This is a genomic window from Staphylococcus sp. HMSC13A10 (assembly GCF_001808005.1).
Lineage (GTDB): Bacteria > Bacillota > Bacilli > Staphylococcales > Staphylococcaceae > Staphylococcus > Staphylococcus pasteuri.
The window spans coordinates 377,678-403,377 of sequence record NZ_KV791856.1; the positions used below are offsets into that span (position 1 = coordinate 377,678).

27 protein-coding genes are annotated in these 25,700 nt (G+C 30.5%); 11 read left to right on the plus strand and 16 right to left on the minus strand.

The window, feature by feature from the left end; genetic code table 11:
- Window positions 1–23 precede the first annotated feature (23 nt).
- On the plus strand, window positions 24–1,310 hold the full coding sequence (pbp4, locus tag HMPREF3125_RS06385) for a penicillin-binding protein PBP4 (protein WP_070452590.1): 1,287 nt from the start codon (window positions 24–26) through the stop codon (window positions 1,308–1,310).
- Between the two features lie 60 nt (window positions 1,311–1,370).
- On the opposite strand, the gene tagD is transcribed toward pbp4, so the two are convergent.
- From tagD to HMPREF3125_RS06405, 4 genes are all read right to left on the minus strand, one after another.
- Window positions 1,371–1,769 carry a glycerol-3-phosphate cytidylyltransferase gene (tagD, locus tag HMPREF3125_RS06390; protein WP_002451030.1) on the minus strand — a complete coding sequence of 133 codons (399 nt, stop codon included), beginning with the start codon at window positions 1,767–1,769 and terminating at the stop codon, window positions 1,371–1,373.
- Window positions 1,770–1,895: 126 nt separating this feature from the next.
- Window positions 1,896–2,963, minus strand: a complete 1,068-nt coding sequence (locus HMPREF3125_RS06395; protein ID WP_070452593.1) for a glycosyltransferase family 2 protein — start codon at window positions 2,961–2,963, stop codon at window positions 1,896–1,898.
- Window positions 2,960–4,054, minus strand: coding sequence for a teichoic acid glycerol-phosphate primase TarB (gene tarB, locus HMPREF3125_RS06400; protein ID WP_070452596.1), 1,095 nt, complete (start codon window positions 4,052–4,054; stop codon window positions 2,960–2,962). The genes HMPREF3125_RS06395 and tarB overlap by 4 nt, the downstream gene beginning before the upstream one ends.
- A gap of 155 nt (window positions 4,055–4,209) precedes the next feature.
- Window positions 4,210–5,022 carry an ABC transporter permease gene (locus HMPREF3125_RS06405; RefSeq protein ID WP_070452599.1) on the minus strand — a complete coding sequence of 271 codons (813 nt, stop codon included), beginning with the start codon at window positions 5,020–5,022 and terminating at the stop codon, window positions 4,210–4,212.
- Between the two features lie 482 nt (window positions 5,023–5,504).
- On the opposite strand from HMPREF3125_RS06405, the gene tagH reads away from it, so the two are divergent.
- On the plus strand, window positions 5,505–6,299 hold the full coding sequence (gene tagH, locus HMPREF3125_RS06410) for a teichoic acids export ABC transporter ATP-binding subunit TagH (RefSeq protein ID WP_017637202.1): 795 nt from the start codon (window positions 5,505–5,507) through the stop codon (window positions 6,297–6,299).
- A 102-nt stretch (window positions 6,300–6,401) separates the two neighbouring features.
- Here the strand turns inward: tagH and tarA are convergent, their stop codons facing one another.
- The gene (gene tarA, locus HMPREF3125_RS06415) at window positions 6,402–7,154 is read right to left on the minus strand and encodes an N-acetylglucosaminyldiphosphoundecaprenol N-acetyl-beta-D-mannosaminyltransferase TarA (protein ID WP_070452601.1); all 753 of its coding nucleotides are present in this window, start codon (window positions 7,152–7,154) and stop codon (window positions 6,402–6,404) included.
- Window positions 7,155–7,431: 277 nt separating this feature from the next.
- Here tarA and HMPREF3125_RS06420 point away from each other — a divergent pair, with 277 nt between their 5' ends.
- Window positions 7,432–8,178, plus strand: a complete 747-nt coding sequence (locus HMPREF3125_RS06420; protein WP_070452604.1) for a M50 family metallopeptidase — start codon at window positions 7,432–7,434, stop codon at window positions 8,176–8,178.
- A 114-nt stretch (window positions 8,179–8,292) separates the two neighbouring features.
- Here HMPREF3125_RS06420 and HMPREF3125_RS06425 read toward each other — a convergent pair whose 3' ends face one another.
- Window positions 8,293–8,937: a metal-dependent transcriptional regulator gene (locus HMPREF3125_RS06425; protein WP_029056415.1), complete on the minus strand. Its 645-nt coding sequence runs from the start codon at window positions 8,935–8,937 to the stop codon at window positions 8,293–8,295.
- A gap of 121 nt (window positions 8,938–9,058) precedes the next feature.
- Here HMPREF3125_RS06425 and HMPREF3125_RS06430 point away from each other — a divergent pair, with 121 nt between their 5' ends.
- From HMPREF3125_RS06430 to mntC, 3 genes are read left to right on the plus strand one after another with little or no spacing between them, the layout of a single operon-like run.
- The gene (locus HMPREF3125_RS06430; protein ID WP_070452607.1) at window positions 9,059–9,805 is read left to right on the plus strand and encodes a metal ABC transporter ATP-binding protein; all 747 of its coding nucleotides are present in this window, start codon (window positions 9,059–9,061) and stop codon (window positions 9,803–9,805) included.
- Entirely contained in the window at window positions 9,802–10,635 is an 834-nt protein-coding gene (locus HMPREF3125_RS06435) for a metal ABC transporter permease (protein WP_070452610.1), read from the plus strand. The genes HMPREF3125_RS06430 and HMPREF3125_RS06435 overlap by 4 nt, the downstream gene beginning before the upstream one ends.
- Entirely contained in the window at window positions 10,636–11,565 is a 930-nt protein-coding gene (gene mntC / locus HMPREF3125_RS06440; protein WP_017637196.1) for a manganese ABC transporter substrate-binding lipoprotein MntC, read from the plus strand.
- A gap of 443 nt (window positions 11,566–12,008) precedes the next feature.
- On the opposite strand, the gene HMPREF3125_RS06445 is transcribed toward mntC, so the two are convergent.
- From HMPREF3125_RS06445 to HMPREF3125_RS06485, 9 genes are all read right to left on the minus strand, one after another.
- Window positions 12,009–14,051: a cation:proton antiporter gene (locus tag HMPREF3125_RS06445; protein ID WP_017637195.1), complete on the minus strand. Its 2,043-nt coding sequence runs from the start codon at window positions 14,049–14,051 to the stop codon at window positions 12,009–12,011.
- Between the two features lie 533 nt (window positions 14,052–14,584).
- Window positions 14,585–15,040: a Na+/H+ antiporter Mnh2 subunit G gene (gene mnhG2 / locus HMPREF3125_RS06450; RefSeq protein WP_017637194.1), complete on the minus strand. Its 456-nt coding sequence runs from the start codon at window positions 15,038–15,040 to the stop codon at window positions 14,585–14,587.
- Complete coding sequence (gene mnhF2, locus HMPREF3125_RS06455; RefSeq protein WP_017637193.1) at window positions 15,015–15,317, minus strand: Na+/H+ antiporter Mnh2 subunit F; 303 nt, start codon at window positions 15,315–15,317, stop codon at window positions 15,015–15,017. The genes mnhG2 and mnhF2 overlap by 26 nt, the downstream gene beginning before the upstream one ends.
- Window positions 15,314–15,796: a Na+/H+ antiporter Mnh2 subunit E gene (mnhE2, locus tag HMPREF3125_RS06460; RefSeq protein ID WP_070452613.1), complete on the minus strand. Its 483-nt coding sequence runs from the start codon at window positions 15,794–15,796 to the stop codon at window positions 15,314–15,316. Before mnhE2 ends, mnhF2 begins: the two co-directional genes overlap by 4 nt.
- Window positions 15,797–17,296: a Na+/H+ antiporter Mnh2 subunit D gene (gene mnhD2, locus HMPREF3125_RS06465; RefSeq protein WP_141738050.1), complete on the minus strand. Its 1,500-nt coding sequence runs from the start codon at window positions 17,294–17,296 to the stop codon at window positions 15,797–15,799.
- Window positions 17,286–17,630, minus strand: a complete 345-nt coding sequence (gene mnhC2, locus HMPREF3125_RS06470; protein WP_017637190.1) for a Na+/H+ antiporter Mnh2 subunit C — start codon at window positions 17,628–17,630, stop codon at window positions 17,286–17,288. Before mnhC2 ends, mnhD2 begins: the two co-directional genes overlap by 11 nt.
- The gene (mnhB2, locus tag HMPREF3125_RS06475; RefSeq protein WP_017637189.1) at window positions 17,627–18,052 is read right to left on the minus strand and encodes a Na+/H+ antiporter Mnh2 subunit B; all 426 of its coding nucleotides are present in this window, start codon (window positions 18,050–18,052) and stop codon (window positions 17,627–17,629) included. The genes mnhC2 and mnhB2 overlap by 4 nt, the downstream gene beginning before the upstream one ends.
- Window positions 18,039–20,441, minus strand: coding sequence for a Na+/H+ antiporter Mnh2 subunit A (gene mnhA2 / locus HMPREF3125_RS06480; RefSeq protein WP_070452619.1), 2,403 nt, complete (start codon window positions 20,439–20,441; stop codon window positions 18,039–18,041). Before mnhA2 ends, mnhB2 begins: the two co-directional genes overlap by 14 nt.
- A 19-nt stretch (window positions 20,442–20,460) precedes the next feature.
- The gene (locus HMPREF3125_RS06485) at window positions 20,461–21,018 is read right to left on the minus strand and encodes a tyrosine-type recombinase/integrase (protein ID WP_017637187.1); all 558 of its coding nucleotides are present in this window, start codon (window positions 21,016–21,018) and stop codon (window positions 20,461–20,463) included.
- A gap of 141 nt (window positions 21,019–21,159) precedes the next feature.
- Here HMPREF3125_RS06485 and HMPREF3125_RS06490 point away from each other — a divergent pair, with 141 nt between their 5' ends.
- The 5 genes from HMPREF3125_RS06490 to sarA all read left to right on the plus strand — a co-directional run bounded on the left by HMPREF3125_RS06490 (window position 21,160) and on the right by sarA (window position 24,548).
- The gene (locus HMPREF3125_RS06490; RefSeq protein ID WP_017637186.1) at window positions 21,160–21,366 is read left to right on the plus strand and encodes a sigS mRNA-stabilizing protein SroA; all 207 of its coding nucleotides are present in this window, start codon (window positions 21,160–21,162) and stop codon (window positions 21,364–21,366) included.
- A 10-nt stretch (window positions 21,367–21,376) separates the two neighbouring features.
- On the plus strand, window positions 21,377–21,598 hold the full coding sequence (locus HMPREF3125_RS06495) for a DUF2922 domain-containing protein (RefSeq protein ID WP_017637185.1): 222 nt from the start codon (window positions 21,377–21,379) through the stop codon (window positions 21,596–21,598).
- A gap of 189 nt (window positions 21,599–21,787) precedes the next feature.
- Window positions 21,788–22,717, plus strand: a complete 930-nt coding sequence (locus HMPREF3125_RS06500; RefSeq protein WP_070452621.1) for a DMT family transporter — start codon at window positions 21,788–21,790, stop codon at window positions 22,715–22,717.
- Window positions 22,718–22,857: 140 nt separating this feature from the next.
- Window positions 22,858–23,820: an efflux RND transporter periplasmic adaptor subunit gene (locus tag HMPREF3125_RS06505; protein WP_252650140.1), complete on the plus strand. Its 963-nt coding sequence runs from the start codon at window positions 22,858–22,860 to the stop codon at window positions 23,818–23,820.
- Between the two features lie 353 nt (window positions 23,821–24,173).
- On the plus strand, window positions 24,174–24,548 hold the full coding sequence (gene sarA / locus HMPREF3125_RS06510) for a global transcriptional regulator SarA (protein ID WP_029056403.1): 375 nt from the start codon (window positions 24,174–24,176) through the stop codon (window positions 24,546–24,548).
- A gap of 220 nt (window positions 24,549–24,768) precedes the next feature.
- Here the strand turns inward: sarA and HMPREF3125_RS06515 are convergent, their stop codons facing one another.
- Window positions 24,769–25,572: an alpha/beta fold hydrolase gene (locus tag HMPREF3125_RS06515; protein WP_029056402.1), complete on the minus strand. Its 804-nt coding sequence runs from the start codon at window positions 25,570–25,572 to the stop codon at window positions 24,769–24,771.
- Window positions 25,573–25,700 lie beyond the last annotated feature (128 nt).

The following is a 25,700-nucleotide window of genomic DNA, read 5'->3' on the forward strand; positions in this document are numbered from 1 at the left end:
ATAACAGATAAAGGAAAGAAATCATGAAAAAAATCTTTATACTCATTATAACTATGTTCTTCGCAATACACATTATAACACCTTTTGCTAATGCAGAGAATAATGATATTACTCCAGTTCAAGCTGCAAACGAAGGTGGATACAATGTAACCGAAGTATATCAACCTGAAAGTGCTATTAATGTTAGTCAAAATGGACAAATTTTATATGAATATAATAAAGACAAAAAATGGTATCCCGCTTCTATGACTAAATTGATGACGATGTATCTCACTTTAGAAGCGGTAAAAGATAAAAAACTATCACTAAATGATGAAGTAAAAATGACTAATCGCGAATATCAAATGTCTACACTTCCAGAATTAAGTAATACCAAACTTTATCCAGGTCAGAAATGGACTATTGCAGATTTACTTCAAATTACTGTATCCAATTCAAGTAATGCGGCTGCTTTAATTTTAGGTGAACAAGTATCAGGAAATGTAAATGATTTTACTGATTTAATGAATAAAAAAGCCAAAGAACTTGGAATGAATGACACCCATTATGTTAATCCAACAGGAGCTGAGAATTCACGTTTAAAAAGTTTTGCACCTTCCAAATATAAAGATACTGAGAATAATACAACAACTGCTCGTGATTATGCTATTTTAGATCAACATGTTATTAAAGATACACCTAAAATATTACATTTCACAAAACAACTATCACCAACGACACACGGTGTGACGTACTATACATTTAATCATTCATTAGATGGTGCTGATATGAGCTTACCAGGAACAGATGGTTTAAAAACGGGTTCAAGTGATACAGCAGATTACAACCATACAATTACTACCAATCGCCATGGTTTTAGAATTAATCAAGTCATTTTAGGTGCTGGGGACTATAAACATGTAGGCGGAGAAAAACAACGAAATATGATGGGTAACGCACTTATGGAGCGTTCATATAATCAATACAAATATGAAAAAATATTATCAAAAGGAAAACAAAAAATTAACGGTAAAACATATTATGTAGAAAAAGATCTTTATGATGTATTACCAAAAGACTTTTCTAAAAAAGATTATAAATTAGTAATCAAAAATGGAAAAGTACATGCTGACTATGACCGTCAATTCATAACAAAACAAGAAGGTCCACCTTCAGTATCAGTGCATAAACCGATTGTACACGAAGCGACAACAGTTGCTAAAAGTACATGGAAGACATACCCTATCATTGCAATACTTTTTGGTTTAGGTATAGTTATTGTCCTAGCCATCGTAATTCACCTTATTCTTCAAGCTATTCGTAAAAAATAAAAAGAAGGACGACGTCTTGGCTAAATGCCATGACAATCGTCCTTTTTATTATATAGGAAATTATTTAGCGTCTTTTCCATATAATTCTTGTTTGATTTTTGTTGTAGAAATACCTTCTGTACGGTTAAGATAAATCACTTCACATTTATCTTTTAAGAAATCAAATTCGCCTTCCCAGTCGTGTCCCATAACGAAAACATCGACATCGAAACGTTCAACATCAATTTCTTTTTGACCCCAACCATCTTCTGGTATAACTAGGTCTACATAACGGATTGATTCTAACATCATTTTACGTTGGTTATAGTCATAATATGATTTTTTATTTTTCACTTGGTTGAATTCATCAGTAGATAACGCAACGATAAGATAATCTCCCATTTCACGTGCTCTTCTTAATAATTCAATGTGTCCATAATGTAATAAATCATATGTACCATAAGTAATTACTCGTTTCATGATACGTGATTCTCCTTAACTAAATATTTAATGAAAATTTATATTCTTAATGTAGCATAAATTATTAACGCTTACCATTAATTAAACAAAAAGTAATTCTTTATTTAAAAATTAAATAATCTTTTCTTATAATTTATTTAGTATTTGTTTTAATTTTTGTTTACTTGAAAATGCTGATTTTTTTGGAAATATTTGAGCCAAAAATCGAATATATCCGGGTCTACCAATTCCCACCTCTAATAGAGCACGTCTCCATTGATGATACAGAGGCTTAGTCCAATGTGTCGCACCTTGTTCTACCGCTTCTACTATTCTAAACATGGCATCTCCAGAATAATGTGTCTCTTGCATCAATTTAATATACTGCGTCACACTTTCGATAAATGATGATGTAATAGCGCTATTTTTTAATAAATGCGCTTGAATTAAATAACTTACGATTAAATTATCCATTCGATAACTATAGTATGTTTTCTCATTCATTAGTAATAACAATTCCATTACACGTTGACGTACTTTCATTGCATCTTCCATATAAGGTAAAAATGTATCTGCACGACGATCTGTAACTGAACCTTCTCGCTCATTATAACCATATGCAATAATAGACATGAGATTAATATCACGTGCTTTTGAATATGCTCTCACCATAAAAGTATGTTCTTCGCAAAATACAACATCTTCATCAAATCTTAGTGAAGCAAAGCGAGCACTGAATAGTTTCCCGCCTGGTCCAATCGATTGTAGAATTTCAGGATTACGTTCTAATGTAACCACTTCATCTCTTTTAATTTCCTCATGTGTTGGAAATACTTTCCACTCACCATGAACATCTCGTCCAATTTGACCAATTACAATATCCGTTTCACTGTGATTCTCAAATGTTTTTATCATGGCATCAATTCGACTCGGTAAATACTCATCATCCGCATCTAAAAACATAAATGCCTCTGTATCATCGTCCATCGCTGCTAAGCCTACGTTACGACTTCTAGCAGCGCCTTGATTATCTTGATGTATTACCTTAATATTTGGATATTCCTTTTGCAATTCAGTTAATACTTGTTTTGTGTTATCTGTAGAGCCATCATTGACACAAATAATTTCAAATTCAGCTTCTGTATCAATAGAGGTAATAGCCCTTCTAATTGTATCCTGTCCATTATATACAGGTATAATAATAGCTAATTTCATTCTTTCACCAACTTATCTATATAATTTATAACTTGATTCAATGTTTCTTTAGTATTATATTTATGCCAATTTTTAAATAACGGCTTTAATTGATTATCTTGTTGTTGAATTTTAGTAATTAATTCTTCCTCTGTTGCCACTTTATATTCATTAGGAATATCATAATAAAATTGATTAAGCCCTCTAACACGTTCATATTCTGTTTCGTCATAGACGTAAAATAGTGTTGGTTTATTAAGTAAACTTGCTTCTATCGGAATAGAGCTATAATCACTAATAATGATATCAGCCATAATAAGCAATGATGTAGTATCAATGTCTTGTGTTGTTCCATGGTTAGAAATTGATGGATGTAAATGACTTATTAATGTATATTCAGGCAATTGACTATTGAAATGTTCCTTATTAATTTGGCGATTTTCTTGATGATTTTCTCTATAAGTCGGCAAGTATACTGCTAATTTACCTTGAATACCATACTGATCTTTCAATCTTTTTTGAGCTTTGTTTATATCTGTTTTTAAATATTTATATAATCTTGGAAGACCAAAACGTAACATCTGAGAAGGTTGCGCATCAAATGATTCATTAAAACAATGCCCCATTTCATCGGCACCAATCAAATAATAATCTGTTGCATTATACACACGTTTATATTGGTTTACTACACTAGGATTATTTAAATCAACTTGATGATCGGTTAATCCAAAATCTTTTAATGCTCCGGAAGCATGCCAAGTCTGAATCACTGTTTGATTTTGCTTTTTATGGTATGCGCCCATCATTAAATAATACGTATCAATTAGAATCACTTTTGCTGTACTTAAAGCCTTAATGTGTGCAATAACATTCTTATTACCTGCCTTGATATATGTGACATTAGGTAAATCTTGAACATGGTGACGGTGCTTATCAGTAGTAATCACTGTTAAACGATAACCTTTAGCACATAATCTCTCTATAATCGGCAACATATCATTAGGAAAAGTCATCATTACAACTATACTTTTCTGTTTAACCTTGAATCCTCTAAACAGCAAATTAAATATAGCAATAACGCACATATATATTTTTTTAATTAAAACTCTCATCTTTTCACCGTCTTTATACTGATTTATTGTTATTTATAAATTATAAACGATTCCTACTTTGATAGAAAATAATTATCCTTTCTTTACATTTAACATAAAAAAACAGACCAACCTTTAAAGTCAGTCTGCTTTACTCTTCAAATTACGATATTCCCTTATAAGAAATCTGCAAAGTGATCTCTATATTTCTTATGAAGGATAGAACCTAAAACAAAGAATACCAAAATAACCACGACGTTATATAGTGCCATTTTCCAATGATCAATGAAGTACCATTGGTGGAATAAAATAGCTGCACGATATGATTCAGCGATAAAATACACTGGATTGAACATCATAATTTTATGAACAATACCACTCACACCGTGATCTTTAGGTATCCATAAAATTGGAGACATATAAAATAGTATTCTCATTAATGCTTGCATAGCCATTTGAGTATCTCTAACTAAAATACCTAACGTTGATGTAAATAATGCAACAGAAGCAGTTAATAAAAACGCAAATGGTACATAAAGGAATAACTGAATAATATGAATAGATGGGTAAATACCTCTAAACATACACGCTATAATAATGATTAAAAGCAAGCCAATATGTCCATAGAATCTACTCGTTACTATATAAGTAGGAATGATAGACATAGGAAAATTCATCTTAGCGACTTGATTAAATTTTTGTGATATAGATTTGGTACCCTCGAGTACACCTTGGTTAATAAAGAACCACATACTAATACCTACAAGTAACCAAAATACAAATGGTATACCATGTACAGGTGAATTACTTCTAATTCCCAATCCGAAAACTAACCAATACACCATTATTTGTAAGGTTGGGTTTAAAAGTTCCCAAGCAATCCCTAAATAGTTACTATGGTTAGATATTTTAATTTGGAATTGAGCAAGTCTTTGGATTAAATAAAAGTTTTTGATGTGTTCTTTAAATACAGTTACAACTGCTGACATTGAATTAAACCACACTTTCAAACATTTAATATATTTATATACAATTGATAAATGAGATAAAATGAATCAGACAATCCTTAAAGTAATCTCAAATTAAAAGAATGCTTATACTAATTAACATAGAATATGTAAAGTACGCGCTTAAGAATTAATGATGTTATATCTCAAACTCATTGTTTTTAATATGGAATTTTGTTTTATTCGAATGAAGCATTATAAACAAATTTATTTCAGTGTAAGAAATTAGTTTATTATATCTTCATCTTATTATACAATCATTTAAGTTATAAAACACAATTAAGCATTTTACAAGATTATTGTTTGATGTATATTAAGTCATTTTATTATAAGACATAACTCCTATAGACATTTACAAAATATTAAACAAAATCTTCTGTTCACTTTACACTAGGTTAATAAATTTAACAACTGATGTGTTGTATATTATAATCTATATAAATGCAATTAAGGAAGGACTAATTATGAGCGTATCGGTAAATATAGAACATGTAACTAAAGAATATCGTATATATAGAAATAATAAAGACCGTATTAAAGATTCACTAATACCGAAAAATAAAAACAAAACATTTTTCGCACTAGATGATGTTTCTCTTCAAGCACATGAAGGTGATGTCATTGGTCTTGTTGGTATAAACGGTTCAGGAAAATCCACATTAAGTAACATGATTGGTGGTTCGTTATCTCCTACTTCTGGTAATATTGATCGTAAAGGTGATGTTAGCGTTATAGCTATCAACGCTGGTTTAAATGGTCAATTAACTGGTGTAGAAAATATTGAATTCAAAATGTTATGTATGGGGTTCAGACGTAAAGAAATTAAAGAATTAATGCCACAAGTTATTGATTTTAGTGAATTAGGTGAGTTTATTTATCAACCTGTTAAAAAATATTCTAGTGGTATGCGCGCTAAACTCGGGTTTTCAATCAACATCACTGTAAATCCTGATATTTTAGTAATCGACGAAGCATTATCTGTAGGTGATCAGACTTTCACACAGAAATGTTTAGATAAAATTTATGAATTTAAAGAAGCTAATAAAACTATATTCTTTGTTAGTCACAACATACGCCAAGTTAAAGAATTTTGTACAAAAATCGCGTGGATTGAAGGCGGCAAACTTAAAGAATTTGGTGAATTAGATGATGTTTTACCACAATATGAAAAATTCCTAAAAGAATTCAAGAAAAAATCAAAAGATGATCAAAAAGCATTTAGAAGAGACTTAGACGCTTCTCGATTTGTCGTAAAATAATTTACCCATTAGATTTATATCGCTATTTTTAAAGGCAACCAATGAGTGTTCGAACTAACACATTGGTTGCCTTTATTGTATTTCATATATAACAAATAATTATTAATGTTTTCTCTTTTGTTTAGCAATTTTTATCATGAATTTGGGAATACTTTTTAATCTGCCAAGACGTTTCCAATCAATTAATAAACGATATATCCATTCAATATTGAATTTTCTAAAGAATTTAGGCGCACGCTTTTTAGCTCCACTAAATACTTCAAAAGAACCGCCTACTCCCATCATAACAGTGTGTTGGAATTGTTTGCTATGTCGGGCAATCCATTTTTCTTGTTTTGGATACCCCATACCCACAAAAATATAATCAGGATCAAAAGTATCTATCCTTTTAATAACTGTTTCATCTTTTAAATTAATATAACCATGATGATGCGCAAAAGTTACTCTTGGATATTTAGCCTTTAATTGTTGTTCTGCTTTTTCAATAATTTCATTTTTCGAACCTAAGATAAATACTTTTTGTTGATTTGCATTGGCTATTTTTAAACATTCTTCTAATAACTCTATTCCTGGAATTCTGTGCGGTAATGGTTGCTTTAATCGATGAGATGCTTTTACTATACCTGTACCATCAGCTATAACATAGTCCGCATTATTAATAAGCTGTTGATAATCTTGGTGTTCTGATGCATAGTCTACAATTTCAGGATTTGCAGTAACTATAAACAAATTATGAGATGTTGGTGTTGTGAAAAATGTTTTAATATTTTCAACCATTTCTGACATTGTTACATGGTCAAAATATACACCTAAGATATTAACCTTTTTACTATTCTGCTGACCCTTAAATGTCATAAAAGAAATCTCCTATCCTACTTGGTCAATAACTCTATATAATGTTGCCAAGTATTATCCTATATATCAAAATTGTTTTAATTCTAACTAAAATGTACGATTATTTTAACACATCACTCAACATTCAGAAAATTTTATTTAAACACCTATATATTCTTCTAATTTAAGTCTTAAGTCTAAAAGCCAATTTCTAAACAATAGATTATAATGAATATTAAAGTATCAAATACTTATAGATTTACTCAAACAAGTTATTATCTATAAATGGAGCGTTAATATGTCAATAATCGAATCATTTTTAACTACACACATTCAATTAAATATATTTATCATTTTTTTTATTAGTATTATCTATATCGTCGTCCACCAAAATCGTTACAAACACTACTATCGTTATTTCGCTATTGTACTTAATTATATTCCTGTACTCACACACGAATTTGGTCATGTACTCTTCAATAAACTCTCTGGTGGTCGTGCTAAAGATTTAGTTATCGTTACGCTTCCTTCTGAAAGAGAAACGACATTACAACAAGGATACGCTATTACGCAATCGAAAGGTTATTTAGGACAATGGATTACCACTTTAGGCGGTTATATTATGCCCCCGTTAATGTTATGGTTAGGTGTTTTAACTGCATATTATAATCATCCTAGCTTTTTTATTATGTTTTATTTAGCTATATTTATTTATTTCCTAATTCTAACTTCTCGTAAGCTGTCACCTATTCTTATTATTATAGTCATGTCACTATTATTATATATACTTTTCCAATACGATGATTTAATGATTACTCACCAAATAGTGGTTTATAGTTATCACTTTATTTTAGGAGTACTGTTAGGTGAAGTACTACAATCATCGTGGACTATTTTTAAATTAACATTCCAAAAACCTAAACCTAGTTGGGATGGCAGTACACTAACACAAATCAGTAAAATCCCAACAGTATTTTATAGTCTAGTTTGGATTTTTATTAATTTATATGCCGTTTATTTATTAATCAAATTATCATTTTTCTAAAAATAAAATACAAATATTAGCAACATCACTATATAAAAAAACTTGAGTCTTACTTTTACATCTAATTTTCAGTGTATAACACCAAAATAATGTACTAGACTCAAGTTTTTTATATTATTTTTCAGCAAAAATATTCATTGCATTTTCGTAACTTAAAATAGTTATAACTTCATTTCGTTTAATAATAATCACTTTATTCGTATCATCTTTCGAAACGACTTCAACTTCATTTCCAATAGAAATATCTTTACTTGAAAGGTATACCAACAATTCAGTTTTATCTCTGACACGCTTAATAGTTAACATATCACCTGGCTGAAATTCGAGTATTGTCTTCGTGTATTTCTCTTTATAATGGTGATCTCTAGGTATAACACCACCATGCGGGCAAGTCTCAGGGTAGTCTAAAATTTTGTCTAAACGTTCTACGAATAAATCTGAGATTCTATGTTCAAGAATTTCTGCTTCTTGATGCACTTCTTCCCAATTGTATTTTAAAATCTCTATCAAAAATAACTCGAGTAATCGATGTCTTTTAATAATATCTAAAGTGAGATTTAACCCTTCTTCTGTTAATTTAACACCCTTATATGGTTTCGTTTCTACATAACCAGATTTTTCTAGTCTACTTACCATTTCACTTACTGAAGGTGGCTTTATATTTAAAAATTGAGATAATTTTTTATTTGATACGAAAGATACATCGCCGTCATTCGTCAATATAGCTTTGAGATAATCCTCTTTTTCTTCAGTTAACATCATTTCACCTCACATATATTCACTTTATTGTATCACGAATCTACTTGACATGTTAAAACTTCTCAGTTTATTATAATATAAATTAGGTTAGCCTAAACTTTTAATTAGGAGGTGTTAATATTTGCTAGAAGTTAAGAATTTAAATCTATTTCTAGGTAATAAACATGTTTTAAAAGACATCAATTTTAAAATTCCTATCATCGGAGAAATTATAGGAATTATGGGACCTAATGGCGCAGGTAAATCTTCTATGCTCAAATCATTAACAGGAGATTTTCATGCATCTGGTACTCAGTTATTATATGAACGTCCAATACATAACCAATTGAAACGTATGACTTACATACCTCAAAAATCAAATATCGACTTAGATTTCCCCATTAATGTTGAAAAAGTTATCTTATCCGGATGCTATGGAGAGATAGGTTGGTTTAATCGACCGAGACATGATACTAAAGTTCAACTCAAACATTTATTAGAGGATTTAGATTTAACGTCATTAAGACATAAACAAATTTCAGCATTAAGTGGTGGACAACTTCAGCGAGTACTAGTCGCAAGAGCACTTATGTCTAAAAGTATGCTTTATTTATTCGATGAGCCTTTTATTGGAATAGATTTTAAAAGTGAACGTTTAATTATAAATAAAATTAGACAACTTAAAGCTCAAGGTAAATTAATTCTTATCGTACACCATGATTTATCTAAAGCATCACATTATTTTGATCGAATCATGTTACTTAACCAAACTTTAAAATACTTTGGTAGTACTGAAGATGCACTCAATAATGACACCCTTTTAAACGATACATTTTTGTCACAATCACCTCGTCAAAGTTTAGCACGAAAGGAAGTGACCCAGTCGTGAATGATTTTTTAGCTCATATATTGAATTATCAATTTTTAAATAGGGCTTTAATTACATCGATGATTGTTGGCGTAGTATGTGGCACTGTCGGGAGCCTTATTGTTTTAAGAGGTTTGTCATTAATGGGTGATGCAATGAGCCATGCAGTATTACCTGGGGTGGCATTATCTTTCCTTTTTGGAATACCTATGTTTATTGGCGCATTAGTGACAGGAATGGTTGCCAGTATTTTAATTGGTTTTATTACTTCTAAAAGTAAGACCAAACCTGATGCAGCAATTGGTATAAGTTTCACCGCATTTCTCGCATTAGGTGTTATATTAATTAGTTTAATTAACAGTACAACAGATTTGTATCATATTTTATTTGGTAATTTACTAGCAATTACACATACAACATTCTGGACAACGATTATCATTGGTCTATTTGTTTTATGTCTTATTGTAATATTTTATCGACCTTTAATGATTTCTACTTTCGATAATACCTTTAGTAGAATGAATGGCTTAAACACGACAGCTATACATTATTTTGTCATGTTGTTACTTGCTCTAGTAACTGTTGCGAGTATACAAACAGTAGGCATTATTTTAGTAGTTGCGTTATTAGTAACACCCGCTTCTACTGCATTCTTAATATGTAAACATTTATATAGCATGATGGCAGTAGCAAGTTTTATAGGTGTTATTAGTTCAATTATTGGACTTTATTTCAGTTACATATACAACGTACCTAGTGGTGCAGCTATCGTTCTTTGTACTTTTGCTATTTATGTCATCACCTTAGGTATTACAACACTTAAAAATAAACAGAAAAGAGGCGTTGTTTAAATGAAAAAATTAATACCTTTATTACTAGCATTCTTTATTATCTTAGCTGGATGTGGCCAGTCGCAAGATGACAAACAGGATGCCGATAATCATAAATTAAAAGTAGTTACAACAAATTCAATTTTATATGACATGGTTAAAAATGTTGGCGGAAAACATGTTGACGTCCATAGTATCGTACCTGTAGGACAAGATCCTCATGAATATGAAGTCAAACCTAAAGATATTAAAAAGCTAACCGATGCAGACGTTATATTTTATAATGGATTAAATTTAGAATCTGGAAATGGTTGGTTTAAAAAAGCATTAAATCAAGCTGGAAAATCTATCGACGACAAAAAAGTCATTGCTGTATCTAAAGATGTTAAACCGATTTACCTCAACGGTGAAGAAGGCAATAAAGATAAATTAGATCCACACGCTTGGTTAAGTATTGAAAATGGTATTAAATATGTTAAAACAATTCAAAATAGTTTAATCAAGCATGATAACACTAATCAACAATATTACAAAGATCAAGGCCATCAATATCTTTCTAAACTAGAAAAATTAAACAAAGACAGCAAAGATAAGTTTAATGACATCCCTAAAGAGCGACGTGCCATGATTACTAGTGAAGGTGCTTTCAAATATTTCGCAAAACAATATGATATTAAACCAGGATATATTTGGGAAATTAATACTGAAAAACAAGGTACACCATCACAAATGAAACAAGCTATTCAATTTGTTAAAGATAACCATATTAAACACCTTTTAATAGAAACTAGTGTAGATAAAAAAGCAATGCAAAGCTTGTCTGAAGAAACACATAAAGATATTTATGGCGACGTATTTACTGATTCTATCGGTAAAAAAGGTTCAAAGGGTGATTCATATTACAAAATGATGAAATCAAATATAGATACGATTCATGGTAGTATGAAATAATATTTTAAATTCACTTGTTCAATATATACAACGACTTAATATAGTAGATGGCTGGGATAGAATGATTATGTGATTTAAATACCCAGCCACCCTATTAAGTCATATCTTGATAACTAATAGTCTCATATCGTGCGTGAATTTTATATTATCCTCCTAAAATATAAAATAGTTCTCTCACGCACGATATGGTGGTGTTAGTCTATCTCATCTCATTTATGTAGTGGGCTTAAACATTATTTAATCTCCCATGCGGTAAAGGTAATATTTCATCCCCCTTTACCAGTAGTTTTAATAAGACAGTTTATGTAAAATAGGTTCGTTTTTTCCCGAAAATTTTCAATCCTAGTATACTGACTGTCAATGTTATAAAGTCATCCCTAGTACACATAGGAAAAAAGCTCGTGAGGTTCATCCTCACGAGCTTCCCTATTTTTATAATGATTCTATGACATACTATCAACGATGACCATTTCATCGTAATTAATAGATTCTCTAAGTTTTAATGCAGTGCCTTCAGTAACTTCTTCGTCTTCTATTAATTCTCTAAGTATACGTCTTTGTTCACGCAATGCATTGAGTTTTATACGTGTTAACGTATTTTCGCTTGCAGAATTAAAGAAATTGTTTGGTGTTAAGTTATCTATACGCATTAAATAACCATCACAAATCATACCTACTTCTAATTTGTTATCATTAGTAGCTTCTTGTCCTAATCGTTTAACCACATTATAGTGAACCATCTTGTTAATTTTAACAAGTTCTAATAAGTTATCTGTAACGCTTAATGAAGATGCTGAATTGATTGTTGTTTTCACACGACGTTTCAAAAGCATACCTCTAAATAATACAATGAGTCGACGTATTAATGAAGCTTGTCGATATACTTGTGTACGTTCAGCATAACGCATATAGTTTTCCAAAATACTATTAGTGATATCTCCGTCATCAACTAATTGTTCCAATGTTTTCGTTTCTACATTAAATGCAATTTTTTGAAGTCTTTCAAGTTCTTTAGAGTTTTCATCATCTTTCTCCACTGATTTTAAGAATGTTAATTTATCATGATATTCCTTAATCACGTTACCATATCGATAACTTGTTTCAAAAGTTGATCTTTGATTTAGGTAGTCTATAACGTGTTCTAAAATGTAAATTCTTGCCTCTTTGAAATTCATACTACCTACTTTTACTTCAGGCGCATTAGCAGTTACAAATGGTAATAATAGTTGAGCAGCAACTAAACTTATAATAACCATTCCTGAAGCAATAAATAACAAATCGTTGCGATAAGAAAAATCTTGATGATTAGCTAAATAATACGGTAGTGTCAACGCAATGGCCAGTGAAATTGTTCCGTGAACACCACATAAAGTCATAATCAAAGCATATAAACTTCGCTTAGGTGGCTTTTCTGTTGTGTTATTGCCATCATCGTCTTGACTAATCATTTTTTGGAATGGACTGACTGATAAATAAAAATAAGGATATAATACATAAACCCATAAAAATCTAAACAGATAAACAGCCAATGCTACGAGAACAGTTATGACAATTAAAAAGATCAAATTGTGTGGTTCTGTTTTAATAATATTAATCACAACTTCAGGAACTAAAAATCCTAATATTGAAAATACAAAACCGTTTAAGACATATCCCAAAATATTCCATGTATGGTTATAACTCATTTGTAATCTTGTACGCGTTTGTGCAATTCTATCACGTTCAAAGCCGTGAACTAAGCCTGCTAACACTGCGGCGATAATACCAGAAGCATGGAATAATTCTGCCACTAAATATGTAACGAATGGTGTTAATAATTGAATAAACGTAAACATATTAATGTTTTCTATTCCACGGCGCATTAACGTCAATCTAAAACGAACTAATGCCATTCCAATAAGCAATCCTACAATTGCACCGCCTATAGAAGCAACTAGAAATTGCTCAATAGATTCCATTATTGAGAACGTTCCAGTTACAAGTACTCCAACTGCAATTTTAAATGAAATGATACCGGCAGCATCATTTAATAATGATTCACCTTCTAATATCGTCATTGCACCTTTAGGTAACACTTTCCCATTTGTAATTGCTTGCACGGCAACTGCATCAGTAGGACATAAAATTGCTGCTATGGCAAAAGCTGCACCCGTTGGTAATTCTGGCCATATCCAATGAATGAAAAATCCTACGCCCACTACAGTAGTAATAACAAGACCTAACGCCATCATCATAACTGGTTTTATATATTTTCTTAAATGGACCCTTGAGACATTAACGCCTTCTACAAATAGTAGCGGTGCGATAAGTGCGACCATAAATAATTCCGAATCAAAATTAAACTCAACAGGAATTGGAGTGATAAATAATAGCATACCTAAAGCAATTTGAATGAATGCTAATGGTACTTTCGGCATAAATGTATGAACAAATGAACTAATAATAACAACGCCGACAAATATAAGTAATGTTTCAAATATTTCCAAACTTTCACCTCTTTAATAAATTATTTTTGGGATGAAAATTAAGTAAAAAATAATGGAATTGATGTACTTCAGGGGTTAAATAAAGTAGAAGCGATTATTAAATAAAAAGCAAAACGTATATAACGGCATAATTGAATCCATTTGATAATTAAGCAGTAAGAATTCAATTAAGTTATCACAAATTGGTTTTATCAATACATCAATAATATAAATATTAATTGAAAAGTAAACACATAGAGTCTAAACGAATTTTATGATTTTGGAATGTTAAAGTACTGCACTGGTTAACAATAACGTCCAATATCAAAAGCCCAAACGTCACACTTTAAAGTTCCAAACTCATAAAACATTTTTATCACTTTCCAATAAATAACTACTTAAATTCACAATTTTCCTTGTTCAATATTTTATCATTATTTTACATAATACTTAAATAAATCGCACCTTTATTTCTCATATTTTTCTGACAAATATAAAAGCAATTAAACACTTATTTTTTAAAGTGTCCAATTGCTTTATTTCTTTTCCACAAATTATTTATAGAGCTTCTTCTTATCTTTATAATATAATTTTTCTCTTCTTTCTTCTCTCAATTTTGCTCGTGTTTTTAATTCTTCAGGCGAATTGAATTCATTTTGGCTGAGTAAAATCGAAGACTGTCTTGGCACATCATCTTTTCTATACATATAGGCACCATTTCGATAAGCAGCACGCGCTACCAAATGCATTCCAACTGGAGATGTTAAATTAATAAAAACAAGTGATAATAATAATCTAACACTGAAAAATCCAGCGTTCATAGTAAAGTAGATTAATACACCAATGATAGTCAATAATACAGATAAAGTAGAACTTTTCGTTGATGCATGACTACGTAAGAAGACATCTTGGAATTTCACAATACCTATCGCACTAATCAATGCGATAATACTACCTAGAAAAATTAAAATAGCAGAGATGAGGCTAACGATTTCTTTTATTGTTTCCATTGAAAACGCGACCTCCTCCAATAAATCTAGAAATGGATACTGAACTAACAAATGAAATAATCGCTATTAACATAATTGAATCTAGAAACGATACAGTATCCATAATGACACTCATGACACCAACAATCGACATCACAACTGCACTTGTCGCATCGAATGAAACAACTCTATCAGCAGTGGTTGGTCCTTTAATTAACCTAAGCAGACATATTAATAATGCAATACCAAATATAACCAGAGCTGAAATAATAAAAAATTGAGTCAAAGCCTGTATCATCGTGTCACCTCCAAGATTAAATCTTCATATTGTTTAATATTACGTAATAAATCCTTCTTATCTTTATCTGTCACATCAATACTATGAATTAAAAACTTATTTGTGCCTTTCGATATACGTATCACTGTCGAACCTGGCGTGATAATAATCAATATAGTTAAAAATGTAATTGCCCAGTCGTTTTTCAAATTCGTTTCGTACGTTAATAAACCTGGGTTCATATCTTTAGTTTTAAATAAAATATAATTAATTGTACTAATACTAGCTGTAATCAATTGATATAAATAAACCATTAAAAATTTAAAAGCAACCCATATTTTTCTTAAATAAAATTCTTGTCCGAAAAAACGATGTAAAATATAAATCACGATAATACCAATGAGATAGCCTGAGAAGAAGGTTGTAAACTTGAATTCATCCTCGTCTTGGAATAATACCCACAAAAATGCAATAACAATATTTAGTACGACTTGATTCATCTAGTTACTTCCCTCCTTCAAATGTGTATTAACGTTTTGATGGAATTTATGTTCATCCATATTTAGTGATGTAGCATTTTCAGTCACTTGTAATACAAGCGGTGCCGCAATACCCATTAATAAAACGACTGCAACGAGTATACCTAGAATACCTGTACGATATTTAGGTATCTTCTTGAAGTCTACTTCTTCACCATCTTGATCGCCAAAATACATCACAAATAATATTCTAAACAAGCTATACATAGCGATTAAACTTGTCACGATCATTAAACCTAGTCCAATGTAGTTACCATTTTCAATTGCACCTTTAAAAATAAGTACTTTTCCTGGAAATCCACTAAATGGAGGTACACCGCCAATAGCTAAAATCATAACGACAAATGCTATTCCAAAAAATGGCTCACGTTTGGCAAGTCCGCTCAAGTAATGATATTGACGATAGCCTGAAATGTAAACTAGACTACCTACAATGAAAAATAATAACGTTTTAACGATAATATCATTTGCTAAATAGAAAATAGCACCATTCACACCTGAAAAAGTGTGTGAACCTAAACCAAGAATGACAAATCCTATTGATAAAATAACTTGGTAGGCAGCGATTTTTTTAATATCTTTATAAGCTAATACACCAAAAGCGCCTATTATCATCGTTAAACATGACATAAAAATAAGTAGTGGATGCGTCACATTTTCATGATGATGGAAGATTAATGTAAAGAAACGCATTAATGCATAAGCACCTACTTTAGTCATTAATGCTGCAAATAGCGCTGCTAGTTCTGTATTTAATACTGCATATGCTTTAGGTAACCACATGAATATGACAAGTGCTGCTTTAGAACTGAATGCAACAAGAAATATAAGTGAAATCATTGTCACAGTTTGATTATCTTGCATATGACTCAATCTCAATGCAACATGTGAAAAATTAAGTGTCCCTACTGTCTTATATAATAAGCCAATTGCGAAAAGTAAGAACCATGATCCAATAATATTTAATACGACATAAATAATGGCAGCACGTAATTGTTCTACAGATTGACCTAGCGTAACAAGTACAAAAGATGCAAGTAACATAATTTCAAACATCACATATAAATTAAATAAATCAGAAGTTAAGAATGCACCTATGACACCTACAGTTAAAAACAGAATAAATGATGGTAAATGAAATCGATTGACACGTTGTTCACCACGACCAAATCCATATGCCATGATTAAAGTAACGACAAAAGATGTTATGGTTACCATTAATAAACTTAATGAATCACCTAAAAACTGTATTCCAAATGGCGCTTTCCAACCCCCAAAGTCTAATGTGATGGGATGATGATTCATTACATAAATTAGTAATAATAATGAGATAATCGTATTCACTATCATTGTATTGATACAAAGAAATTTCGATACTTTATTTTTATCTTTGATAAATACTAGTATTAAAGCGCAAAGAAATGGGAGTAACATTGGCAATATTAATAAATTACTCATTATCTTCTTCACCCCTTAATACATTGATTTCATCTTCTTTTGTTACACGATATGTTCTATAAATTAATACAAGTAAAAATGCCGTCATACCAAATCCAATAACAATCGCTGTTAATACAATTGCTTGTAGTAGTGGATCCACAAAATGTTGATGACCGCCCTTAATAAGTGCTTCAGACATTCCAGGACCATATTGACCCATACTCATAATAATCAGATTACCGGCATGCGTATATATGGAAATACCAATAACAATTCTAATTAAATTAACCGATAGAATCATATACGTACCAATAAATACTAAAAATCCTATTACTAATAATAAAATGAGATTCATGATTTACCCCCACTTATTGATAGCATCACCGTTACAATAACACCAACAACGGTTAGTAATATGCCTAGTTCAAATAAAGTCACAGTAGTCGCATGAACGTGACCTATTAGAGGTAAAGCAATATCTGCTTCAGTTTGGTATAAAAATGGCTTCCCGAAAAATGTTGGTACAATAGCAGTCATTACTGATACTAAAGAACCTATAATCATTAACTTTTTAAAATCAATTGGCAAACTAATCAGTACCTGTTTAACATCAAACGCAAGGAACATAAGAATAAATGCCGAACTGAAAATCAAGCCACCAATAAATCCACCACCTGGATTATTGTGTCCCGCAAAGAACACATAGAATCCAAATGTTAATAAGATAAACACAACAATCTTAGTTACCGTTCGTAGCACTACATCATTCTCTTTCATCTTGTCCCCTCCGATCTTTATAAGTTAATAATGTATAAATCCCAAGTCCTGCGATAATCAATACTAGACCTTCAAATAAAGTATCTAGTGCTCTGAAATCTCCTAGGATAGCGTTAACTATATTTTTACCACCAGTTAATTTATCTGCATTTTCATAGAATTTAGATATTGTTGGCATACCGTCAGTTTGCTGAGTAATGAATATGAGTGAAACAACAGTAACCGCAGTAATCAATGACACAATGATTTTGATTGTTTCTTTTTTAATATTCGCTTTTGCTCTCGGAACGTTAGGTAATCTAGAAAAACTAACGATAAATAGTATAGTCGTTATTGTTTCAACTACTAGTTGTGTCAGTGCTAAATCAGGTGCTTTCATCGCAATGAAGAATAATGTAACAGCAAATCCTATAACACCATTTAACACAACCATTGTCAGACGTTGTCTAATAAATATAAGTACAATTCCGATAATCAATGTAACAATTGATAAAATAACTTCTAATGGTCCAAAAGTAGATACATGTAACTCATGTACATGTGGAAAGCCTACACGAATATAGCCATACATAATTATGGCAACAAAGATGAGCAAAGTAATGATAATGTAGTGGTTAAGTTTGTTTTTCATCAACATTCTTATACTATATCCAGAATAAGCTTCAAACTTTCTATAAATAGCCATATAAGTATCTGTTATAGAAGCATGTTTGATTAATTTGTGTGTTAAAGATTTCCACTCTACCATTAAAGCTAAAGCTATACCTACAACGATGACAATAATACTTAAAATAAGTGGTAAATTAACGCCGTGCCATTGTGAAATATGCGGTGCGATGTTATCCACTTGTGTACCTTTAGCTGTAACTGATCTTAAGGCTGGTAAAATGATGTGCTGACCAAAAAGATTAGGAATAACGAATATAATTGGTATTAATATCATTAATACTAATGCGGGCAAACTAAACGCTACAGGTTCATGAATATTTTTCTTAGTAAAATAATCTTTATTAAATTTGCCCCAAAATGTTTCTTTAATCATGTAAAGTGCATAGGTAAAGGTAAAGATACTAGCTATTACACCTATAGCAACAACAATGATTGTTAATGTAATATCAAATTGGTCTAAATGTATAGCCTTTACTAATGAATCAAAAAACATTTCTTTACTTAAAAATCCGTTTAAAAATGGCACTCCTGCCATAGATAATGCTGCTAGTAACATTGTGATATGCATTTTAGGGAACAGTTTACGCATTCCATTTAAATAACGTATGTCTCTCGTTCCAGCTTCATGATCGATTATACCTACACCCATGAATAACGCACATTTAAAAATAGCGTGATTCATTAAATGAAATAATCCGGCAAATAACACTAAAACATAATACTCTGATAATGAATCTGAAGGATGTTGTGCATAACCGCCGCCAATACCTACCATCGACATCATCATGCCTAATTGACTAATAGTTGAATACGCTAAAATCCCTTTTAAATCGTATTGTCTTAAAGCTGTAATAGAACCAAATAACATAGTTATTAAACCTACAAATGTCACAATATAAATATAGACATCACTTAATCCTAATACTGGAGTAAAACGGAATAATAAGAAAATACCCGCTTTTACCATAGTAGCTGAATGAAGATAGGCACTAACTGGGGTTGGTGCAGCCATTGCTTTAGGTAGCCATACATGAAATGGAAATTGTGCAGATTTGGTAAAGGCACCTAATAATATCATTAACATCATTGGCATAAATAAAGGATGATTAATAATATGATGACGTTGTGCAATAATCTCTGTAATCGTATTTGTTCCAGTCATCAAATACAACATAATAAATCCTGTCAATAATGCTAATCCACCAAATACAGTTATCATGAAGGACTGTATAGCTCCCAACTGACTATTACCATTAACATACCAATAGGATATAAGTAAAAATGATGAAACACTTGTTAACTCCCAAAAGATATACATCAAAATGGTATTATTTGAAAGCACAATTCCTAACATACTAAACATAAATAATAATAAATAAAAGAAGAATCTAGGTAGGTTATCCGTATGAGGCGATAAATATTGAGTAGCATAGAAAAATACCGCTACACCTATAAGTGAAATAATTAAAGCAAACATTAAACTGAGTCCATCTAGCCTCAAGTCAAAGTTAATATCTAGCGAAGTCATCCATGGAATATGCAACGTAATCATATGTTGCTGAACAATCTGTGGTATCTTCGCAATAAAATAGATTGATGAAATAATAGGGGCACATAGTGCTATATAACCTGCCAACGCATTCATTTTACGATGTAACATGGACAATAGCACTAGACCCATAATGGCTACTAATATCACCATTAGGTTTAACAAGCCCATCAAAAGCCTCCTTTTTAATTTATAAATTCAACGCAATAACAGTATTATTATGAGTTTTATCTTTAATACCAATAAACTTCATCGTTTCATGCGTTGTTTGGTGTCCTAAATATTTTTGAATAATAGAAATAGAAATACCTGATTGATAAGCGTGATAGGCAAATGTCTTTCTAAGTGTAGTTAACCCAACATGCGGTATATTAGATTCTTCAGCTGCCTTATGAATAATGCGATATGCTTGTTGCCTAGATAATCCCTTACCGGTTCTTAATGATTGGAATATAAGTTTATCTTCCTGAATTTGATAATGATTAATATAATCTTGTAACTCATTTCTTAAATCTGGGGGCAATAAAATTTGTATAGAGGGGTCAACATTGTCAATCCAAGTTGATTTGATATTTCCACTTTCAACTGACTTTAGTCTATGGACTTTCATATTTAATAATTCACATAACTTAACACCTGTATGTATCGCAAATTTAAATAATAAATAATCTCTTTGTGAACGAGATCGCAATATAGTGTACATTTTTTGTATGTCTTCTGTATTTCTAATAGGTTCTACTTGATTCATACGTCCTCCTGAAAAAAGTTTCTTATTCAATGATAAATCATATTTATGTAACATTAAAGCAGTTTGCTTAAAAATAAATTAATAAATAGTGTCCCTTTTAAAATTTACTTTCGATATATAAAGTGAAAGGAGGTCATAACAATGAATGAAGTTAACCAACTTGTAGTTGTTTTAACACGTGTCACTTATGATTCAGAAGGTAAAGCAACTCAACACAAACGTCGTTTTTCAAATTTAAAGCCCACTGCTACAGATGAACAAATCAAAACGTTTTCTTCTATTATTGAACGATTAACTGGAGAATCATTCGATAAAGTTGAAGCAATTAGAACTCAAGCATTAGTATAGGAGGACTAACATGAAGACTACATTAGATCTTGTATTCAAAAATCAATTAGACAAACCTGTTAAGTTACAAATACCCGAAAATGACAGCTCTATAACTGAACAAATTGCAAAAGAATGTATGAAACAGTTATTAAAGTTAGATATTTTAAAATCAACTGAAGGCCCAATTAATAAAATCTATGCAGCGTATATCGTAACTAAAAATACTCAAATTCTTTTTGAAAACAAATAGATAGTGCCAATTTGATATTTAAACCGCTTCTCACTGAACAATGATTCAGTAAGAAGCGGTTTTTTTATTATCATAGAATATGAATATTATGATCTCATATTTCTCTATATGATTTAACGCCATCTATTTTATATAACCCTTATTTCCGTTATAATTAATTCACTATATAAGAAATGAGTGACACACAATATGGCTTTTCTATACTTTTTAGGTATTTTTGTAGGTATGTTAATCCCAATACAGACTTCAGTGAATTCAAGACTTAGTCAATATACGAAGTCTTCTTTTTATGCTTCAACAATTTCTTTCGGTGTTGGCACAGTATGTTTAATTATTCTTAATTTAATCATTAATCCTCAAATGTTGACGCCAACCTTCCTTACTCATCAAGACATCAATTATCATTGGTTTATCGGTGGTTTATTAGGTGTATGTTTCTTAACAGGAAATTTATTATTATTACCTAGACTTGGTGCTGCGCTTACAGTAGTCATTACTGTGGCTGGTCAGATTATCATGGGTGTCACAATTGATACGTTAGGTTTGTTTGGTGCAAATGAACAATCATTCACCCTTTTTAAAGCCGTTGGAATTATATTATTACTCATCGGTATATTATTAATGAATCAAATACCTAAAGACAAATTAATGGGGAAATCTAATTCTCGTTTATATATATGGTTAATTGTAGGATTTATTTTTGGTTGCGCACCTCCTATACAAACTACAATTAATAGTGCGTTAGCTAAAGAAGTTGATTCTTCTTTCTTTGCTTCCCTCGTCTCGTTCACTATAGGTACTATCGCTTTATTGATTTTGACTCTTATATTCCATAAAAGTTTAAAAGTACATCGTTCACATGAAAAATTAGGTCAAATTAAACCTGTTTATTTTGTCGGTGGTGTATTAGGTATGGCATTTGTCACTTCAAACATCGTATTAATGCCTTTTCTAGGTGCCGCTCTGACAACTATTGTAGGTATGCTAGGTCAAATGTTAATGGGTGTCATTATCGACCACTTTGGTTTACTAGGTACGCCTAAAAATAAGATTACTCTTCGTAAATGCATAGGATTAGTCTGTATCGCAATTGGCATTATACTATTACGTTTATTCTAATCGAGTTCTATTTATGAACTCGATTTTTATTTATTTTATTCATATTAACAATAAATTTATACAAAATTAAAATCTAATTTAATTTCAGTATACCTCAATATAATATTGTATTGTATAATATACCCATCTATTTCCACGAGGTGAACTTATTGAATTTAAAAAAACTAACTATTTTTATTTTATCCACTCTATTGTTAATTATTTCTCTCTACTTTGGATTTTACTTCTATCATTCTTCTCAACAACAATCTCAATCCAATCAATTCAAAACTATAAAGGTTAAGCATAAGCTTTTATTATCTACAATAGGAACTCAAGAAGCAGTCAAAAGTTTTAACATTTACTATAATGATCAACTTGGTTACATCAACCAATTCTTAGTTAAACATCAATCAAGTATCAAAAAAGATACACCCCTATTCGAATATTTTAACCCCTCTAAACAAAAACAACTTGAGCAACAACAACATTTAACCCTTTCTCAAATCCAAAAAGCATATCCCAAGTTATCGATTCAACAACAACAACAATTACTTGAAAGAACTTTAATGACATCACAATTTGTTAAAGATAAATCTGAAACCCGTACAACTATTTATTCTCCAATTTCTGGAAAAGTACACTTTTTTACTCAATCACCTTCAAAAAGTAACAACAAAATAATGCAAATTAATAGCCAGGAGCGCATCATCCGTGCTAATATATCAGAATCCGAAAAAGATAAATTAAGAATTAATCAAGATATTTCAATCTATTCTAATGATAAAAAAAGTTTTATAGGAAAAATAAAATATATCTCAGATATTCCACAACAAATTAAAAGTAACCAATCCACGTACCAAATTGAAATATCAACTCAACAACATTTCGCTATTGGTACACACTTTAAAATCAAACTTTTCTCAAATGATATTCTCGTCCCTAAAACAGCATTAATTGATAATAAATATGTACTTGTACAATTAGGTCATCGTTTAGTTAAACGACAAGTTACATATCAATTAACAGACCAAAAAAATATGATTAATGTTACTCAAGGGTTAATGTTAAATGAAAAGGTCGTTGAAGCACCTTCAAAGTCACTACAAAGTTCTTATAAATAATTTATTTGTAATAATTATTGCAAAAACTTTACTTTTCAGTTGTTTTTTTATTAAATTACAGAAAATTTGAATTTGTTATGATAAATTTGTAATTGAAAAATGCTATATATATGAAAAAATGTTATACCATAATCAATAATTAGTTTTATAAACACTTATTTGTTTACTTCTTAAATTTATTTAGTTATAATTAACTAAATAATATAGCATTAAATATATTTCTTTAAATAAATTTAATACTAAATTATGGCAGACACTTCATATTTTTCAAAAAAGAGATATAAATATATAAAATCGGGTAAAGACACTTATAAAGGTATATGTAAGTGTATATAAATAGGGAGGTTTCAGTAATGGCTATTTCAAAAATAAATGATTGCTTCGAGTTACTAGCAATGGTCACTTATGCTGACAAATTAAAAAGTATTATCAAAAAAGAATTTTCAATTAGCTTTGAAGAATTCGCAGTTTTAACTTATATTAGTGAACACAAAGAAGAGGAATATTACCTTAAAGATATTATTAACCATTTAAACTATAAACAACCACAAGTTGTTAAAGCGGTTAAAAACTTATCACAAGAAGATTATTTCGATAAAAAACGTAACGAACATGATGAAAGAACTGTATTAATCTTAGTTAATACTAAACAACGTAAAAAAATTGATGAATTATTAAAACGTGTTAATAATCGTATTACAGAAGCAAACGACGAAAACGAAGTATAAGTCTCGTATTGAAGTATAGCTTTGTTAAAAGATACGCATATTTTAGCTACCAACTTAATATACTTTAATGTACGTATCTATTTTGCTTACCTATCTTGATAAAGATAGGTATTTTTTAATGATGAATTGTTTGGAAGATGATTAAAATGTGTCTGACATTAAAAAGGTTACTTATCATGATTTAGCATGATAAGTAACCTTTTTTGCTTATCTAAATAAACTATTTAGATATCCAATGTTCAATTGAACTTATAAAATCTAAGTATACATTTATAAATTTTTCTGGCTCTTCAATATGTGGTGCATGTCCTGACTCATTGAATATCATTTTAGTAATATTTTCAAAATGATCATCAACACAATAATTGATTTTATCTTTAATTAACGGATCATAGAAACCATTTATAATTAATGTTGGTACGTTAACCAACTGTGTAGCTTCTTGTTCTTCTGCATTAGAAGATATTAGAGCTCTAATCGCTATAGCACTTTCTTCTGCTGAAGGTCTGCTATACATTCTTTGATCTTGAAACCATTTCATTGTATTATCTTGTTCTTTAAATAGAAATGGAAATAATAATAACAACGCTTCGGATTTATTAAAACCAGCAACTAAATCTTGATGATCCACCATCAATTGTGTGAAACCATGAGCAATATCCTCCCTTTTAGAAGAAATCGCAGTTAACGAAATGGTTTTAAAAGGATATTTTTCGGTGAAACGTTTTCCAATTAATCCGCCCATATCATGTCCTAAAATATGTGCCGAGCTTATGTCTAATTGATCCATTAACATATATAAGTCTTCAATGTGATCTTCTAAATCATACACTTCACATCGTGACGATTTCCCATGACCACGTACATCATAAGTTATGACTCTATAGCGGTCACTTAATTGTTCAGATAATTGTTTAAATGCTGCTAAGTTGCCATCTAATCCATGAATTAATACGATGGGAATGCCTTGCCCTACATCACGATAAGCAATTTCAATTTCATTGCTTAATTGAACTTTATCCATAGTGGCACCTCCCTTTAGTAATTACTATACCCATTTGAAAATATCTTTACGCCAATATTTAGAAGTTCTTAACAATTTATTGTTTAGAACTTCTTATGCATGAGCTTTAGCTCAGGCGTTCCTCTGCA

Coding starts and splice junctions, on each gene's coding strand:
- HMPREF3125_RS06395 (WP_070452593.1), bottom strand. CDS start 2,963: ATGAAATTAGCTATTATTATACCTGTATATAATGGACAGGATACAATT.
- tagH (WP_017637202.1), top strand. CDS start 5,505: ATGAGCGTATCGGTAAATATAGAACATGTAACTAAAGAATATCGTATA.
- mnhE2 (WP_070452613.1), bottom strand. CDS start 15,796: ATGAATCAAGTCGTACTAAATATTGTTATTGCATTTTTGTGGGTATTA.
- tarB (WP_070452596.1), bottom strand. CDS start 4,054: ATGAGAGTTTTAATTAAAAAAATATATATGTGCGTTATTGCTATATTT.
- HMPREF3125_RS06515 (WP_029056402.1), bottom strand. CDS start 25,572: ATGGATAAAGTTCAATTAAGCAATGAAATTGAAATTGCTTATCGTGAT.
- HMPREF3125_RS06405 (WP_070452599.1), bottom strand. CDS start 5,022: ATGTCAGCAGTTGTAACTGTATTTAAAGAACACATCAAAAACTTTTAT.
- tagD (WP_002451030.1), bottom strand. CDS start 1,769: ATGAAACGAGTAATTACTTATGGTACATATGATTTATTACATTATGGA.
- HMPREF3125_RS06485 (WP_017637187.1), bottom strand. CDS start 21,018: ATGAATCAAGTAGAACCTATTAGAAATACAGAAGACATACAAAAAATG.
- mntC (WP_017637196.1), top strand. CDS start 10,636: ATGAAAAAATTAATACCTTTATTACTAGCATTCTTTATTATCTTAGCT.
- mnhC2 (WP_017637190.1), bottom strand. CDS start 17,630: ATGAATCTCATTTTATTATTAGTAATAGGATTTTTAGTATTTATTGGT.
- mnhF2 (WP_017637193.1), bottom strand. CDS start 15,317: ATGATACAGGCTTTGACTCAATTTTTTATTATTTCAGCTCTGGTTATA.
- tarA (WP_070452601.1), bottom strand. CDS start 7,154: ATGACATTTAAGGGTCAGCAGAATAGTAAAAAGGTTAATATCTTAGGT.
- HMPREF3125_RS06495 (WP_017637185.1), top strand. CDS start 21,377: ATGAAGACTACATTAGATCTTGTATTCAAAAATCAATTAGACAAACCT.
- mnhA2 (WP_070452619.1), bottom strand. CDS start 20,441: ATGGGCTTGTTAAACCTAATGGTGATATTAGTAGCCATTATGGGTCTA.
- sarA (WP_029056403.1), top strand. CDS start 24,174: ATGGCTATTTCAAAAATAAATGATTGCTTCGAGTTACTAGCAATGGTC.
- pbp4 (WP_070452590.1), top strand. CDS start 24: ATGAAAAAAATCTTTATACTCATTATAACTATGTTCTTCGCAATACAC.
- HMPREF3125_RS06500 (WP_070452621.1), top strand. CDS start 21,788: ATGGCTTTTCTATACTTTTTAGGTATTTTTGTAGGTATGTTAATCCCA.
- mnhG2 (WP_017637194.1), bottom strand. CDS start 15,040: ATGGAAACAATAAAAGAAATCGTTAGCCTCATCTCTGCTATTTTAATT.
- mnhB2 (WP_017637189.1), bottom strand. CDS start 18,052: ATGAAAGAGAATGATGTAGTGCTACGAACGGTAACTAAGATTGTTGTG.
- HMPREF3125_RS06425 (WP_029056415.1), bottom strand. CDS start 8,937: ATGTTAACTGAAGAAAAAGAGGATTATCTCAAAGCTATATTGACGAAT.
- HMPREF3125_RS06490 (WP_017637186.1), top strand. CDS start 21,160: ATGAATGAAGTTAACCAACTTGTAGTTGTTTTAACACGTGTCACTTAT.
- HMPREF3125_RS06420 (WP_070452604.1), top strand. CDS start 7,432: ATGTCAATAATCGAATCATTTTTAACTACACACATTCAATTAAATATA.